The following is a 14,487-nucleotide window of genomic DNA, read 5'->3' as shown; positions in this document are numbered from 1 at the left end:
GCGTCAGCCTAACGCGTCGCCTCAGACCGCAATCGCCTCGGCCTCGTCCTCGGCCTCGATCTCGGCGTCGACCTCGGTGATCTGGCCGGACGCGCCGGCCGCCTCGGCGAGGCCGCGGGCGGCCTTGCGCAGGAGCTTGCGCAGGCGACGCCGGTCGGTCTTGTCGAGATGATCGAGCAACTCGGCCTCGACCTCCTCCTGGATCCGCTCGATCGCCTCGGCTTTAGCCAGGCCGGCCTCGGTGAGCTGAACCCGGACCACGCGCCCGTCGCCCGATTCGGCCCGGCGCTCGACGATGCCCAGAGCCGCCAGCCGGGTGACCGTCTTGGAGGCGGTGGGCGGGCGTACCCGCAGGAGGGCAGCGAGGTCACCCATCGTCATGGTGCCGGCCGCAGCGAGCGCCTGCACGACCTGTTCCTGCCCGGCGAACAGGCCGAGCTTCGCCAACCGGTCGCCGGTGCGGGCCCGGTGCAGGCGCGCGGCCTGGACCAGGGCCCAGCCGACGCTGCGCACGCCGGGCGGCCGCATCTTCTTGGACGACCCTTCCGAGGCGCCCGCATCCTTGATCTCACGATCGCGTTTCTGCTTGTCGCCCACCGGAGCGCCCGCATCTATGCCGGCGGCCGCCGGACCATCCTGAAGCTGCACGATCCACCCCCATCACACGGCCGCCCGGGATCCTGTGGCGCGGGCCGGTGACGCTGCGATGACGGGGATGGATAAGCGCCCGTTTCAGCAGGACATCAGGCGTTTCAGGCGGTCCAGGATGTCCTCGCCCGTGCAGGGGCGGGCGATGAAGTCGGCATGAGCCGGCATCCGGGCCGGATCGGGAGCCGCCCGACCCGACACGATCAGAATCGGCAATTGCGGACGGGCCTCGGCCACCGCGCTCGCCAGATCGAACCCGTCGGTCTTCCCCGACAGCTGAACGTCCGTCACGAGCCCGCAAATATCCGGGCGCGCCTGAAGAATGCCGAGCGCCCGCTCGGCGGAGGCGCATTGCACCGTGTCGTAGCCACCATCCTCGAGCACGTCCCCGAGGTCCATGATCGTCAGCGCCTCGTCCTCGACGAGGAGGATCACCGGCCGATCGCCGCCCGAAACCGTCTGCTCGCTCGCCACTGTGCACTCCCTCCGGCAGCGTCCGGCCGCGGGGGCCACCGCACGCATTGTCCGTCGTGAGCCCAACGGCAGAAACGGTTCCAGGTTGCAGGCCGTCGCGGCGGCACCGCCCGGGATCGTCAGCCTGATATCGTCAGGACAAAGCCGCAGCCTGCCCGGGGACGACGGCGACGAGCGCTTCGATCAGCCGATCGAGATCCGCCTCCGGGATGGTCAGGGCGGGGGTGAGATAGACGATGTCGCCGAACGGTCGCACCCAGACGTCCCGCGCAAGGAAGGCCGCCTTCAGCGCGGCGAGGTCGGGCGTTGCCGTGAACTGCACCGCCCCGATGGCACCGAGCACCCGGATATCGGCGATCCCGGGCAAGCCCTTGAGCCCGGCCAGCCCCTCCGTCAGCCGACGCGCGATGGCGCCGGCCTGATCGAGGCGCGGCTCGGTCTCGAACAGGTCGAGACTGGCATTGGCGGCCGCGCAGGCGAGCGGATTGGCCATGAAGGTCGGGCCGTGCATGAGCGCCGCCGCCGGATCCTCGGACCAGAACGCCTCGAACACCTCCGTCCGAGCGACCGTGGCGGCGAGCGCCATCGTGCCGCCGGTGAGGGCCTTCGACAGGCACAGGATGTCCGGCACGATCCCGGCCTGCTGGCAGGCGAACAGGCTGCCGGTGCGACCGAACCCGGTGAAGATCTCGTCGGCGATCAGCGGCAGGCAGTGGCGGCGGGCGAGGCGCGCGACCGTGGCGAGCACCTCCGGCGGGTGCAGGATCATGCCGCCCGCGCCCTGGACCAGGGGCTCGACGATCACGGCGACCAACGTCTCGCGATGGGCGGCGAGGGCCGCATCGAGCGCCTCGGTCTCGGCTTGGCCCCGCGGCAAGTCACAAAAAACCTGACTGGGCAGGTAGGCACCGAAACGGCGATGCATGCCCTCCTCGGGATCGCAGACCGACATCGCACCCATCGTGTCGCCGTGATAGCCGCCCCGGAAGGCCAGGACCCTGGTCCGTCCGCTCACCCCACGATTGAGCCACATCTGGGCCGCCATCTTCAGCGCGACCTCGACGGCGACCGAGCCCGAATCGGTGAAGAAGACGTGGTCGAGATCCCCCGGCAGCAGCGCGGCGAGCCGCGCCGCCAAACGTTCGGCCGGAGCATGGGTCAGCCCACCAAACATCACGTGGGGCATCATGGCCAACTGGTCGGCCACCGCCTGGGCGATGTGCGGATGGTTGTAGCCATGCACCGCTGTCCACCAGGAGGCGATACCGTCCACCAATTCGCGGCCATCCGCCAGCGTGATGCGGCTGCCCCGCGTCGCCACCGCCTCCAGGGGAGGCGGCGCCAGCCGCATCTGCGTATAGGGCCGCCAGAGGTTCTTTCGGGATAGGTCGGACGTCATGGGTAGGAGGGATGGGGGGCGGGGCGGGGGTGGTCAAGCGAGCACGCGACAGAGCGCGCGGACCGAGCGGAACCGGTATCGGTCACCGGCGAAGATGCTGATTCCCGTCCGCACGACCGTCGATGAGCCTTGTTCATAACGAGCGCACCAAGCTGTCGGCCACGGCGCTGAATGGGACGGCGATCGCATCGACCGCGGCTGGCTTCATCACGCCGCTGGCCTGTTCATTTACCTTTCGGCGACGATGGCGCAGGGGAACCGCGTGCAGAAGCCGCTCGGGGCGGCGAGGGACACCGGACGACGTCGGGTCAGCGCGACCGTCCCTAGGGGGATCAAGGCCGCTCGGTACTGGCCGCCACCTTGACATCCACCACCCCCGCGGCCCCATCACCCACCCAATGGACAGCCTCGACACCTTCGCCCGCACCAAACTCGACGCCTTGGAGGCCGGCAGCCTGCGGCGGCGGCTTACGCCGACCGATCGGGGCACCGGAGCTGCGGCGGCGCGGCGGGGCAGGGCGCTCGTGTCGTTCTCGTGCAACGACTACCTTGGCCTGTCGCATCACGAGCGGGTCATCGCCGCCGCGCAGGAGGCGGTCGCGGCCTATGGCGCCGGGGCGGGCGGGTCGCGGCTGGTCACCGGCGACCATCCGGTGCTCGGCGCGCTGGAGTCGCGGCTGGCGCAGCACAAGGGCACCGAGGCGGCGCTCGTCTTCGGCAGCGGCTATCTCGCCAATCTCGGGATCACCCCGGCGCTGGCCGGGCGCGGCGACCTCGTGGTGCTGGATGAGCTGTCCCATGCCTGCATGTGGGGCGGGGCGCGGCTGTCGGGGGCCAAGGTCCTGACCTTCCGCCACAACGATCCGGCCGACCTCGCGGCAAAGCTGGCGGAGCACCGCCCGCATCACGCCCGCGCCCTGGTCCTGACCGAGCGGGTGTTCAGCATGGACGGCGACCGCGCCCCGCTCGGGGATCTCCTGGGCGTCGCAGAGGATTTCGACGCCTGGACGCTGGTCGACGACGCCCACGGGATCGGCGTGGTCGAGGACGGGCCGCGCGCGCCGCTGGAGATGGGCACCCTGTCGAAGGCGCTCGGCTCCTATGGCGGCTATCTGTGCGCCTCGCGGCCGGTGGTCGACCTGATGACCAGCCGCGCCCGGAGCTTCGTCTACACCACCGGCCTGCCCCCGGCCTCGGCCGCCGCAGCGCTCGAAGCCCTGGTGATCCTGGAGGAGGAGCCGGCGCGCCGGGCCCGGCCGCTGGCGCTCGCCCGGCGCTTCACAGCCCGCCTGGGCCTGCCCGAGGCCGAGAGCGCCGTGGTGCCGGTTCTGGTCGGCGACGCGCAGGCAGCGCTCGACATCTCCGCGGCGCTCGAGGCCGACGGCTTCCTGGTGGTGGCGATCCGGCCGCCGACCGTGCCCGCCGGGACCGCGCGGCTGCGGGTGGCGTTCTCGGCGGCCCACGCGGAGGCGCAGGTCGATGCCCTCGCCGACGCGGTGGCGGCGCTGACGGGCCGCGCTTCCCGTCCCTGAGCGGCACCCCTATACGTCATCCGGGACGCTCCCGCCCAAGAGGAGCCCGGGACATCGAGAGGACGACGGCCCATGGACGCCACCGCGTTGCGAGCCCTCCAGGCTCCGATCAAGGACCAGTACCGCGCCACGCCGGATGCGGCGGTCATCACCCTGAAGGCCCGGGGTACGCTCGACGACACCAAGATCGCCTGCAAGGTCGAGACCGGCCGTGCCATCGCGGAAGCCGGGCTGCACCCGGCCACCGGCGGATCCGGGCTGGAGCTCTGCTCCGGCGACATGCTGCTCGAAGCCCTGGTCGCCTGCGCGGGCGTGACCCTGAAAGCGGTGGCGACCGCGCTGGAGATCCCACTGCGCTCCGGCACGGTCAGCGCCGAGGGTGACCTCGACTTTCGCGGAACGCTCGGCGTCGACAAGGAAGCGCCGGTGGGCTTCCGCAGCATTCGGCTGTCCTTCGCGTTGGACACCGACGCGCCGGAGGACAAGCTCGCGCACTTGCTCAAACTTACCGAGCGTTACTGCGTCGTCTTCCAGACCCTGAACCACAAGCCCGAATTGTCGGTCGCGGCCACGACGGCCTGACGGGAGGACGGCGATGGCCGGCGGCATCACCCAGACCGAGTACTGGAACGGCGAGGTCGGCGCGCGCTGGGCCCGCAACCAGGCGGTCCTCGACGCGGTGTTCGCACCGCTGATCGAGGCCCTGTTCGAGCGCGCGGCTCTGCGCAGCGGCGAGTCCGTGCTCGATATCGGCTGCGGCTCGGGCGCCACGACCCTGGAAGCCGCCCGCCGGGTCGGGCCCGAGGGCGCCGTGACCGGGGCGGACATCTCGGCGCCGTTGCTGGCGGTGGCCCGAAGCCGCGCCGAGACCGAGACCGGTGCCGCGCCGATCCGGTTCGTCGAAGCGGATGTCGAGACCGCGGATCTCGGCGCCTACGGGCGGGCCCTGTCGCGCTTCGGGGTGATGTTCTTTCCGGACTCGGCCCGAGCCTTCGCCAATATCCGGCGGATGCTGCACCCCGAGGGTCGGCTGACCTTCCTGTGCTGGCGTGCGCTCCCCGAAAACCTCTGGGTGACGGTGCCCCGCGAGGCGGTGCTGCCGCTCCTGCCCGAGATCCCGCCGCCCCCGCAGCCGGACACGCCCGGCCCGTTCCGCTTCGCCGCGGCCGATCCGCTGGTCGCCCTGCTGCGCGGCGCCGGCTTCGGGACCGTGGCCTGCGATGCGGTCGATCGCGACGTGGTGCTCGGCCGGGGCGCCACCGATGCCGAGGCGGCGCAGGCCGCGGCGCATGTCGCGCTCAATCTCGGGCCGACCGCGCATCTCGTCCGCGAGGCCGAGCCCGATCTGCGCGCCCGGGCCGAGGCCGCCGTCACCGCGGCCCTGACGCCGCATGCGGAGGGCGGCACCGTGCGCCTGCGCGCCGCCTGCTGGCTGGTCCAGGCGGGCTGAGCCGCGCCCTTGGAGCATCATCCCGAAAGCCGGTTGCCGGCTTTCGGACAACGGTGATGCACCCTCAGAAACCCAGCGCGCCGCCGTCGGAGCGCGGGTCGTGCATCGCCTCGATCCGCCCGTCCCGGGCGCGGCGGACGAGCATGCCGGCATGGCCCAGCGTGTCGCTGTAGGGCACGCCGACCGGCTCGATCTGGTGGCCCATGCGCTCCAGCGCCGACAGGATCGCCGGGTCGAACCGATCCTCAACCTTCACGCTGAGCGACGGCGCCCCCCAGGTGCGGCCGTAGAGCAGCCGCGGCGCATCGACCGCGTCGGCGACGGAGACGCCGTAATCGGCGTAGCGGCAGAAAATCTGGGCCTGGAATTGCGGCTGGCCGTCGCCGCCCATCGCGCCGTAGGCCATCACCCGGCCGTCATCGAAGGCGGCGAGCGCCGGGATCAGGGTGTGGAACGGGCGCCGGCCTGGTTCGAGCGGGTTCACGGCGTTCGGGTCCAGGGAGAACGAGACGCCGCGGTTGAGCCAATCGATCCCGGTCCGCGGCAGCACCACCCCGGAGCCGTATTCCCAGTAGACCGACTGGATGTAGGAGACGGCCAGCCCGTCCCGGTCGATCGCCCCCATCCAGACCGTGTCGCCGGGGGAATCGCGCAGGGGCACCGAGGCCGCGCGCTTCATGTCGATGCGTGCGGCTTCCGTGGCGAGGAAGGCCGGCGACAGGAAATCGGCCGGGTCGTGGCGCAGGCGGCCGAAATCGGTCACCACCCGGTCACGGATTGCGAAGGCGCGCTTCGTCGCCTCGATCAGCCCGTGATAATGCGCGAGGCTCTCCGGGGCGGCGACGTTCAGCCGGTCGAACAATCCCAGGATGATCAAGGCCGCCAACCCCTGGGTCGGGGGCGGGAAGTTGAACAGCGTGGCGTCGCGCCGACGCAGGGCGAGGGGGGCGCGCTCGGCCGGCCGGTAGGCTTCGAGGTCGGCCCGAGTCACTGGCGCGCCGAGGTGTTCCAAGTCGGTGCCAATCTCGTGGCCGATATCGCCCCGGTAGAAATCGTCGAGGCCGGCATGGGCGAGCTGCTCCAGGGTCGCCCCGAGGGCCGACAGCGTCCGGATCTCGCCCGCTTGATAGGGCTTGCCGTCCTTCAGGAAGGTCGCGGCGAAGTTCGGGGCCTCGTGCAGGGTGTCGCCGGGTTGCGGCTTGTAGCGCTCCTCGCTCGGCGAGACCGGGACGCCGTCGCGGGCCTGTTTGATCGCGTCGGCGAGCAGCACGTCCAGCGGCAGGCGGCCGCCGAGCGCCTTGGAGAGCGCCAGCGCCAGGTCCCAGCCGCCGATTGCGCCCGCCACCGTCACCATGGCGTCGGGGCCGCGGGACGGGATCGCGTCGTAGCCCTTCTCGCGGTAGCGCTGGATCGTGGCGAGCCGCCCGGCTGGCCCGCAGGCCTCGATGCCGCGCACCCGGCCGCCACGCTCGCGCACCAGCCAGAAGCCGTCGCCGCCGATGCTGTTCATGTGCGGGTAGACCACGGCGATCGAGGCCGCCATCGCGACCATCGCCTCGATGGCGTTGCCGCCCTGGGCCAGCACGGTCCGGCCGGCCGAGGCGGCCAGGTGATGGGGGGCGGCGACGGCGCTGTCGGTGAAGACGGGAGTCTCAGTCATCGGGGGTCCTGTGGTGTTCCGGTCGCAGCGTTAGGCAAGAGCGCGGCCGCCGCAAGGTGCTGCGCTCCGTGGGGGCCGTCCGATGCTAGGACAACGGGCGCCTGTCGCGCGGAAGCGGTTGATGTCGTTCAAGCTCCTGCCCCGGTTCACGGTCGGGCTCGCCCTCGCCGCCGCGCCTGCCGCGGCCCAGCAGCATGTCCGCACCGTCTACGAGGGCGCGGGCGCCGATCCGCGCATCTCAGTCTCCCAGCCGGAGAGCACCAGCCAGGCTTCCGGCGGCTATGTCCGGTCGATCGAGCCCTCGCTCGGGTCGCTCGGCGATCCCCTCGGCATCCGCCCGGTGCTGAAGGCGCGCGGCATCGAGTACAGCCTGACCTACATCGCCGACGTGCTGGGCAACCCGACCGGCGGCATCCGGCAGGGCGCGATCGTCGAGGATCGCCTGAACCTGCGGCTCAACCTCGATCTCGACCGGCTGGCGGGCTGGGAGGGCGCGACCATCCACGCCAACGCCTATTTCATCCACGGCACCGGCCTGTCGCGCTACTACGTCGGCGACCTGCTAACCACGAGCGTCATCGAGGCGCTGCCGTCGAGCCGCCTCTACGTCCTGTGGTTCGACCAGAGCCTGATGGACGGGCAGCTCGGCCTCCGGATCGGCCAGCAGGCCGCAGACACGGAATTCTTCGTCAGCCAGACCGCGACCCTGTTCGTGAACGCGACCTTCGGCTGGCCGGCGATCACCGGGCTCGACCTGCCAAGCGGCGGCCCGGCCTATCCGCTCTCGGCCCCCGCGATCCGGGCCAAATACGCGCCGGGCAACGGCTTCTCGCTCCAGGTCGGGCTCTATGACGGCGATCCGGCCGGGGCGAACCGTCCGGGCCAGGATCCGGAAGCGCAGCGGCTCAACCGCACCGGCACGAATTTCCGCACCAACGATCCGGCCTTGATCGTCGCCGAGGCGACCTACGCGTACAACATCGAGCCGAAGGCCAAGGGTCTGCCCGGCGACATCACCCTCGGCGGCTGGCAGCATTTCGGCCGGTTCGACAGCCTGCGCTTCGACATCACCGGCGTGCCGCTGGCCGACCCGAACGCCAGCGGCATCGGCCGTCCCCTGCGGGGCAATGCCGGCCTCTACGCCGTCTACGACCAGACCCTGTACCGGGAATCCGGCAAGGACGACGAGGGCCTGGGCTTCTTCGTGCGCGCCGCCTACTCGCCGACCCGCTCCAGCCTGATCGACGCCTATGTCGATACCGGCCTGGCCTACAAAGGCCTGTTCGAGGGCCGCGACGACGACACGGTCGGGGTGAGCCTCGCCCATGCCCGGATCAGCGACGACGCCCGCCGGGCCGACCGGGACACGATTGTCTACACCGGCGTCCCGATGCCGCGGCGCCGGGCCGAGACGGTGCTGGAGGCGACCTACCAGGCCGTGGTGGTTCCGGGCTTCACGGTGCAGCCCGATGTCCAGTACGTCTTCCATCCGGGCGCCGGGGTGGCCGGCCCGGACGGGCGCCGGCTGCGCAATGCGGCGGTGCTCGGCGTGCGCGCGACCGTGCAGTACTGAGGTCTAAGTCTGGAACGGTCGCGGTGCGCGCCCTCTTTCAGACCTATGGTGATCTTCGAATGGGTTGTCGGCGTCCTGTTCGGCGCCGTCCTGTTGGCTGCGCTGGCGCGGCGGCTGGGTGCGCCATACCCGGCGTTCCTCGCCCTGGGCGGCGTCGGCCTCGCCTTCGTGCCTGGCGTCCCGAACCTGCGGCTCGACCCCGAACTGGCACTGGCGCTGTTCCTCGCCCCCGTCCTGCTCGATGCCGGCTTCGATGCCTCCGTGCGGGACATGAAGGAGAACTGGCGCGCGGTGTTCGGGCTGGCCGTGGGCGCGGTGGCGGTCACGACGCTCGCCGTCGCGTTCGTGGCCCATCTGATCGTGCCCGACATGCCGATCGCGGCCTGCATCGTGCTCGGCGCCGTGGTCGCGCCGCCCGATGCCGTGGCGGCTCTCGCGGTGCTGAAGCACGCGCCGATGCCGCACCGGCTCGCCACGATCCTGCGCGGCGAGAGCCTGCTCAACGATGCCGCCTCGCTGATCATCTACCGCTTGGCGGTGGCGGCCGCGATGTCCGACGGCTTCCATCCGGCCGAGGTGGCCCCCGCCTTCCTGATCGGCGTGGTGGCGAGCCTGGTGGCCGGGCCCGCCCTCGGTCTGGCTTTCGTCGCCCTGACCCGCCGCGTCACCGACCCGGCGAGCACGATCGTGATGCAGTTCGTCGCCGCCTTCGGGATCTGGCTCGCCGCCGAAAAGCTGGAGATGTCGGGGGTGCTGACCATCGTGACCTTCGCGGTCACGGTCGCCCGGCGGGCGCCTGGAATCACGGCGCCGCGCACCCGGGTGATCTCCTACGCGGTGTGGGACACGGCCGTGTTCGTGCTCAACGTCCTGGCCTTCATCCTGATCGGCATCCAGATCGACCCGATCCAAGACCGGCTGACCGGTGCGGATGCCTGGCAGGCCATGTTCCTGGCCGCCGCGATCTTCGCCACCGTGGTGATCACGCGGCTGATCTGGGTCCTGCCCACCACCGGCCTCAAGGGACTCGGCCTGCGTCAGGCCGGCGCGCGCGCGAAGTTCGGGCCTGGGCTCGCTCTGTCCTGGGCCGGGATGCGCGGCATCGTCACGGTCGCGGCCGCCCTGGCGCTGCCGATGGAGTTCCCGCACCGGGACCTCGTGGTGTTCACCGCCTTCTTCACCGTGCTCGGCACGCTGATCGTCCAGGGCCTGACCCTGCGCCCGCTGCTCGCACATCTGAAGCTCGAGGACGACGACCCGGTCGGGCGGGAAGTGGGCTGGGCGCGCGCGGCCGCCTACAAGGCCGCCCTCGAGAGTCTGTCGGAAGCCGGCGACGAGCCGGCGATCGATTCCCTGCGCGCGGAGTTCCGCTCGGCCCTCGAAGAGGCCGAGGCCCATGAAGAGGGCCTGGCCCCCGAGAGCCTGCCCTCGGACGCGGCCCGCCGCCGCTCGGTGGAGGCCGCCCGCAACGCGGTCCTGACCCTGCGCCGCCAGGGCCGGATCGGCGACGACGCCTACTATCTGCTGGAAGAGGAGTTCGACTGGGCCGAACTCAACGCGACGCCGAAAGCCGAGACGGAGACGTGAGCGCGGCTCAGACGCCCTTGCGCGCCGCGACCCGGGACTCGATTGCGTCCCACACCGCCACGGACAGGTCGGGCCCGCCGAGCCGCTGGATCGCCCGGATGCCCGTGGGGGAGGTGACGTTGATCTCGGTCAGGTGACCGTCGATCACGTCGATCCCCACCAGGATCAGGCCGCGCCGGGCCAGCTCCGGTCCGATCGTCGCGCAGATCTCGCGCTCGCGCTCGGTCAGCTCGGAGGCCGAGGCGGCACCGCCGCGCACCATGTTCGAGCGGATGTCGTTGGCCGCCGGTACGCGGTTGATCGCCCCCATCGCCACGCCGTCGACGAGGATGATGCGCTTGTCGCCCTCAGTCACCCGGTCGAGATAACGCTGGATCACCCAGGCCTCCCGGAAGGTCGTCGCGAACAGGTCGAACATCGAGCCGAAATTCGGGTCCGTCTCGGTGACCTTGAAGACGGCCGCGCCCCCGTGCCCGTGCAGCGGCTTCATCGCCACCGTGCCGTGCTCCAGCCGAAATGCCTCGATCTCCGCCTTGTCGCGGCTGATCAGGGTCGGCGGCATCAATTCAGGGAAGTCGAGCACGAACAGCTTCTCGGGCGCGTTGCGCACCTCGAAGGGATCGTTGACCACCAGCGTCTCCGGGTGGATCCGCTGGAGCATGTGGGTGGCCGTGATGTAGGCCATGTCGAAGGGCGGATCCTGGCGCATCAGCACCACGTCCGCCTCGGCGAGATCGATCCGCTCCGGCGGCGTGAGGGTGAAATGCGCGCCCTCGACGTCCTGGACCGTCAGCCGCTCGACCCGGGCGGTGACCCGCCGGCCCTGCATCGAGAGCCGGTCGGGCGTGTAATAGACGAGGCTGTGCCCGCGCCGCTGCGCCTCGAGCAGCAGCGCGAAGGTGGTGTCCCCGGCGATCCTGATATTCTGGATCGGGTCCATCTGGACGGCGACGGTCAAGCCCATCGAAAATGCCCTTCGCCTGCGGCGCCTGTCTCGACCGGAGGCGTTCTCAATCGTCGGACAGCGACTTGCTGCCGGTGCGCTTGTCGTAATCGCCGATCGCCGAGCGGCACTCGGGCGAGAGGCGCTTGCGGTTGCGCATCATGCACTTGTCCGCGTCCTGGCTGTTCGGATCGACGCCGGCGCAGAGGCGGAAATAGTCGTTGGCGCAGCCGAGCTGCAGCCCCTGGTCCTCGCGCTGGGCGTAGGCCGGTCCTGTGGCGAGCGTGACGAGGGCGAGGGCGGCCGCAGCGAGGCTACGACGACGGTAGGCGTGCAAGGTGCGTTCCGGAACGAGTCGCATTCAGCGGTGTCCTCAAATCTCGATCGCGCGGAAAATCGATGCGGCGGTCTCCCGTCCGCTTGGGCCCGGCATATCGGTCGCGCAGGGCGGTAGGCAAGCGCCGCAGCTCCGCATGGGTTCCCCGCACGGAACGCCGCGCCACCGCCCCGCCCCGGTGTGGCACCGGAGCCGCATCGCGGCGGCACCAGCCGGCCGACAAGAAGAAGGCCCCGTCCGCGATCGGACAGGGCCTCAGTCAAAGGGAGGAAACGCCCGCCATGGGCGAACACGGCTTCGCAAATCGCGCGCCACATACGCCCGATGGCCGGCAAGACTCCGTTAACCACGTCATGCTGAATGGTTTCTGTAGCCCTTGCCGACCCCCTCTGCAGGGCCCGGGCGCTGCCGCTCGAGCCGCCGACAGGAGCCGGAGACCATGACCCCTTTCAAACCGCAGGTGATCCGCGAGATTCATGCGCCGGTGGCCGCGAACGACGCGATGCGCGATGCGCCCCGGGATGCGTCCGCGCTCCTGATCCCGTTTCCCGGTACCGAGGCGCGCCGGACGCGCCGCCTGCCGCGCGCCGACGAGCAGCGCGGCGAGATCCTGTTCTTCCTCGGCGTGCGTTACGAGCGCCTCGCCTCCTGAGCCTGCCCCTGACGGTCGACCGGCCCGGCCGCGCGACGTTTCCGACGGTTTGATCATGCCTGTTCCGGACCGCCCCCGGCCGAATGTCCCCCCGGATGCAGGCCGGCGCGTGAATCGCGGCCGCCGGGCCTCCACCCTCCTGCCCGCCGGAGCGGTGCTGGCGCTGCTCGCCGCCTGCACGCAGAGTGGTGATTTCGGCCGGCCCCGGACCGGCGTCTGGAACGGGCTGATCGATACTACGGGCAGCTTCTCGTCCCGGGATCGCGGTCGCCTGATCCTCGATTCCGGTCTGACCGACGACGAGCAGGCCCTGCGCGACCGCGCCTGGCGGTTCGTGCAGCCGGCCAGCACCTTCTCGGCCTTCCACGATGCGCTGCTCGGACTGGCCAGCGCGCACACGACGCCGACCTGGCGGTTCGACGAGGTCGGCGCCTATTACGACACCCTGACCGCGGAAGCATCGCGCTCGCCGGTCTCCCGCTACCGCCAGCTCGCCGACGACGCGACGGCCGATGCCCGCCTGATCCCGATCTTCACGGCGCTCGCCGCGCGGGTGATCGACGCGGATGCCGCGCGGCTACGCAGCCTGCCCTTCGCCAAGACCTTGGACGATTCCGACATCCGCCAGGCCGCGCAGCATGTCGCCGAGAACCGGTGCCTGATCGCCTGGGTGCGGATCGAGAGCGGCCTGCGGCTCGCCCGCTACCGCTACGCCCTGGAGCACCTCTTCGCCGCGGCCCCGGCCAAGGAATCGGTCTCGGCCGAGCGCGCCATCGCTATGCTCGCCGCACGCCGCAACCTCCTCGAGCCGCTGCTCCCGGCGGATGCCGCAGCCCGCTGCGGCCTCGAAGCCGCCATAGCGCCGGTCGCCGAGGCTCCGCCGCTCGTGGTCAAAGACTGAGCGGAACCGGCATTACCGCCCCGCAGGCTTGCCGGGGGCGTCCTTGCCGGCGGGCTCGTCGGTTGGCGTGTCGGTGGTGCAGGAGACGGACTGGACCGCGGCGTTGGCACCGGGCCGCTGACTCGGCAGACCCGCGATCACCCGAACGACCACGAAGCCCCGATTGTCGGGCGCGACGATGCGCACGTCGCGGCTCGGATCGTTCTCGTCGTCGTCGGCCAGCGCCTCGTCGTACTGGGCGCGGGTGAGGATCACGAGGTCGAGGGCGCCGCGCACCGCGGCCTGGTCGGTCACCGCATAGAAAGCGCCGCGGCGGGCATGGGCCGCGAGCGACAGCGACAGCGGCCCGGTCCGTGCGGAGACGCGCATCGGCCCGTCGGCGAGATCGTAGGCGCAGACGCCCACCGCCACGGCCGGATCCGGGATCGGCAGCCACGCCTCGGGCGGGGAGGGCTCGTCACCAGTGGCGATCGTGTAGATCGGCTGCGGGTGGTCCAGATTCTCGCTGGTCCGGGCGCGAGAGACGGCATCCTTTTCGGACAGGACCGGAATCGCCAGCACCGCGGCGATGTGCACGATTCCGGCGAGCACCAAGCCGATCAGCGTGGCGTAGACGAAGCGCAGGCTCACGAGGCGCATCCCAGGCGGGTGATGACCGGCACAGAATCCCGATCGAGCGAGCCGACGCTGGCAGCGGCCGGGGTGTCGTAGAGCCGCAGCGCCAGACGCACCGGGCCGCTGTCGCGCGGGCTCGGCAGCCAGTTGCCGGGTTGGACGTCGGGGGCGAGCACCACCGAGAACCGCCCGTCGGCCCCACGCAGCACCTCGGTCGAGGTGAAGCCCTCACGCACGGCCGGGCGGCCGGGATCACGCGGGCCGCGACCGGCGACCGTGAGGGTCCAGGCCCGGGCCGGGGGCGTGCCGCCGCCGACGCGGTAGCTGCAGGTGGCGTCGAGCGCCTGACCCTGATCGTCCACCGAAGCGGTCAGCAGCAGGCCCTCACCCACCGCCAGGGGGATCTCGCCCCGGCGGGCGTTGACGGCCCGCGTATAGGGATCGGCATTGCCCGCCCCGGCCCGGGGCCAGGCCGTCCAGGCGCCGACCTGAACCCCGCCGAACGGGTAGCCGCCGCGGGTCGCCCAGTCGGCGCTGGCGAGGCCGAGCACCCCGCCGAGCCCCAGTGCATAGACGGCCAGGCCGGCAACCGAGCTCTTGCGCCAGAGATGGGCGAGGAACCGGCCGGCGCCGCCGAGGGACCGGACCTTCGGCGCGGGTCGATCGTCTCCGGCCGCGGTGCTGCGGCCGGGGCCTCCGGGAATCGCGAGCCTCAT

Annotated in this window: 15 protein-coding genes; 7 read left to right on the top strand and 8 right to left on the bottom strand. The window is 71.3% G+C overall.

Features of this window, described 5'->3' with window-relative positions; genetic code table 11:
- Positions 1 to 21: 21 nt before the first annotated feature.
- From AKJ13_RS04430 to AKJ13_RS04420, 3 genes are all read right to left on the bottom strand, one after another.
- Positions 22 to 567 carry a MarR family transcriptional regulator gene (locus AKJ13_RS04430; RefSeq protein ID WP_230366872.1) on the bottom strand — a complete coding sequence of 182 codons (546 nt, stop codon included), beginning with the start codon at positions 565 to 567 and terminating at the stop codon, positions 22 to 24.
- Between the two features lie 165 nt (positions 568 to 732).
- On the bottom strand, positions 733 to 1,122 hold the full coding sequence (locus AKJ13_RS04425; RefSeq protein WP_050732270.1) for a response regulator: 390 nt from the start codon (positions 1,120 to 1,122) through the stop codon (positions 733 to 735).
- Positions 1,123 to 1,255: 133 nt separating this feature from the next.
- On the bottom strand, positions 1,256 to 2,521 hold the full coding sequence (locus tag AKJ13_RS04420; protein ID WP_050732269.1) for an adenosylmethionine--8-amino-7-oxononanoate transaminase: 1,266 nt from the start codon (positions 2,519 to 2,521) through the stop codon (positions 1,256 to 1,258).
- 398 nt (positions 2,522 to 2,919) lie between these two features.
- On the opposite strand from AKJ13_RS04420, the gene AKJ13_RS04415 reads away from it, so the two are divergent.
- From AKJ13_RS04415 to AKJ13_RS04405, 3 genes are all read left to right on the top strand, one after another.
- Complete coding sequence (locus tag AKJ13_RS04415; protein WP_050732268.1) at positions 2,920 to 4,053, top strand: 8-amino-7-oxononanoate synthase; 1,134 nt, start codon at positions 2,920 to 2,922, stop codon at positions 4,051 to 4,053.
- 72 nt (positions 4,054 to 4,125) lie between these two features.
- On the top strand, positions 4,126 to 4,635 hold the full coding sequence (locus tag AKJ13_RS04410) for an OsmC family protein (RefSeq protein WP_050732267.1): 510 nt from the start codon (positions 4,126 to 4,128) through the stop codon (positions 4,633 to 4,635).
- Between the two features lie 13 nt (positions 4,636 to 4,648).
- Complete coding sequence (locus tag AKJ13_RS04405) at positions 4,649 to 5,503, top strand: class I SAM-dependent methyltransferase (RefSeq protein ID WP_050732266.1); 855 nt, start codon at positions 4,649 to 4,651, stop codon at positions 5,501 to 5,503.
- 64 nt (positions 5,504 to 5,567) lie between these two features.
- Here the strand turns inward: AKJ13_RS04405 and AKJ13_RS04400 are convergent, their stop codons facing one another.
- Positions 5,568 to 7,163, bottom strand: coding sequence for a gamma-glutamyltransferase family protein (locus AKJ13_RS04400; protein ID WP_050732265.1), 1,596 nt, complete (start codon positions 7,161 to 7,163; stop codon positions 5,568 to 5,570).
- A 121-nt stretch (positions 7,164 to 7,284) separates the two neighbouring features.
- Here AKJ13_RS04400 and AKJ13_RS04395 point away from each other — a divergent pair, with 121 nt between their 5' ends.
- A complete protein-coding gene (locus tag AKJ13_RS04395) occupies positions 7,285 to 8,736 on the top strand; it encodes a carbohydrate porin (RefSeq protein WP_050732264.1) in 1,452 nt (483 codons plus the stop codon).
- Positions 8,737 to 8,781: 45 nt separating this feature from the next.
- On the top strand, positions 8,782 to 10,323 hold the full coding sequence (locus AKJ13_RS04390) for a sodium:proton antiporter (protein ID WP_050732263.1): 1,542 nt from the start codon (positions 8,782 to 8,784) through the stop codon (positions 10,321 to 10,323).
- Positions 10,324 to 10,330: 7 nt separating this feature from the next.
- On the opposite strand, the gene gshB is transcribed toward AKJ13_RS04390, so the two are convergent.
- The gene (gene gshB, locus AKJ13_RS04385; protein WP_050732262.1) at positions 10,331 to 11,287 is read right to left on the bottom strand and encodes a glutathione synthase; all 957 of its coding nucleotides are present in this window, start codon (positions 11,285 to 11,287) and stop codon (positions 10,331 to 10,333) included.
- A 46-nt stretch (positions 11,288 to 11,333) separates the two neighbouring features.
- On the bottom strand, positions 11,334 to 11,627 hold the full coding sequence (locus AKJ13_RS04380; protein ID WP_050732261.1) for a hypothetical protein: 294 nt from the start codon (positions 11,625 to 11,627) through the stop codon (positions 11,334 to 11,336).
- 415 nt (positions 11,628 to 12,042) lie between these two features.
- On the opposite strand from AKJ13_RS04380, the gene AKJ13_RS04375 reads away from it, so the two are divergent.
- Both AKJ13_RS04375 and AKJ13_RS04370 read left to right on the top strand, forming a co-directional pair.
- Positions 12,043 to 12,255 (top strand): hypothetical protein, encoded by a 213-nt coding sequence (locus AKJ13_RS04375; RefSeq protein WP_050732260.1) that lies wholly within the window; start codon positions 12,043 to 12,045, stop codon positions 12,253 to 12,255.
- Between the two features lie 109 nt (positions 12,256 to 12,364).
- Positions 12,365 to 13,156 (top strand): hypothetical protein, encoded by a 792-nt coding sequence (locus AKJ13_RS04370; protein ID WP_050732259.1) that lies wholly within the window; start codon positions 12,365 to 12,367, stop codon positions 13,154 to 13,156.
- A 12-nt stretch (positions 13,157 to 13,168) separates the two neighbouring features.
- Here AKJ13_RS04370 and AKJ13_RS04365 read toward each other — a convergent pair whose 3' ends face one another.
- Positions 13,169 to 13,795, bottom strand: coding sequence for a hypothetical protein (locus tag AKJ13_RS04365; RefSeq protein ID WP_050732258.1), 627 nt, complete (start codon positions 13,793 to 13,795; stop codon positions 13,169 to 13,171).
- On the bottom strand, positions 13,783 to 14,487 hold the full coding sequence (locus AKJ13_RS04360) for a DUF1214 domain-containing protein (protein WP_050732257.1): 705 nt from the start codon (positions 14,485 to 14,487) through the stop codon (positions 13,783 to 13,785). The genes AKJ13_RS04365 and AKJ13_RS04360 overlap by 13 nt, the downstream gene beginning before the upstream one ends.

The sequence above is a fragment of the Methylobacterium sp. ARG-1 genome, from assembly GCF_001262595.1.
GTDB lineage: Bacteria > Pseudomonadota > Alphaproteobacteria > Rhizobiales > Beijerinckiaceae > Methylobacterium > Methylobacterium brachiatum.
This window is presented reverse-complemented; position numbering and strand designations above follow the sequence as displayed.

What these genes read in the sequence shown, in the direction of transcription:
- AKJ13_RS04420 (WP_050732269.1), bottom strand. Translation starts at nt 2,521, where the DNA reads ATGACGTCCGACCTATCCCGAAAGAACCTCTGGCGGCCCTATACGCAG.
- AKJ13_RS04415 (WP_050732268.1), top strand. Translation starts at nt 2,920, where the DNA reads ATGGACAGCCTCGACACCTTCGCCCGCACCAAACTCGACGCCTTGGAG.
- AKJ13_RS04410 (WP_050732267.1), top strand. Translation starts at nt 4,126, where the DNA reads ATGGACGCCACCGCGTTGCGAGCCCTCCAGGCTCCGATCAAGGACCAG.
- AKJ13_RS04405 (WP_050732266.1), top strand. Translation starts at nt 4,649, where the DNA reads ATGGCCGGCGGCATCACCCAGACCGAGTACTGGAACGGCGAGGTCGGC.
- AKJ13_RS04400 (WP_050732265.1), bottom strand. Translation starts at nt 7,163, where the DNA reads ATGACTGAGACTCCCGTCTTCACCGACAGCGCCGTCGCCGCCCCCCAT.
- AKJ13_RS04395 (WP_050732264.1), top strand. Translation starts at nt 7,285, where the DNA reads ATGTCGTTCAAGCTCCTGCCCCGGTTCACGGTCGGGCTCGCCCTCGCC.
- AKJ13_RS04390 (WP_050732263.1), top strand. Translation starts at nt 8,782, where the DNA reads ATGGTGATCTTCGAATGGGTTGTCGGCGTCCTGTTCGGCGCCGTCCTG.
- gshB (WP_050732262.1), bottom strand. Translation starts at nt 11,287, where the DNA reads ATGGGCTTGACCGTCGCCGTCCAGATGGACCCGATCCAGAATATCAGG.
- AKJ13_RS04380 (WP_050732261.1), bottom strand. Translation starts at nt 11,627, where the DNA reads ATGCGACTCGTTCCGGAACGCACCTTGCACGCCTACCGTCGTCGTAGC.
- AKJ13_RS04375 (WP_050732260.1), top strand. Translation starts at nt 12,043, where the DNA reads ATGACCCCTTTCAAACCGCAGGTGATCCGCGAGATTCATGCGCCGGTG.
- AKJ13_RS04365 (WP_050732258.1), bottom strand. Translation starts at nt 13,795, where the DNA reads ATGCGCCTCGTGAGCCTGCGCTTCGTCTACGCCACGCTGATCGGCTTG.
- AKJ13_RS04360 (WP_050732257.1), bottom strand. Translation starts at nt 14,487, where the DNA reads ATGAGGCTCGCGATTCCCGGAGGCCCCGGCCGCAGCACCGCGGCCGGA.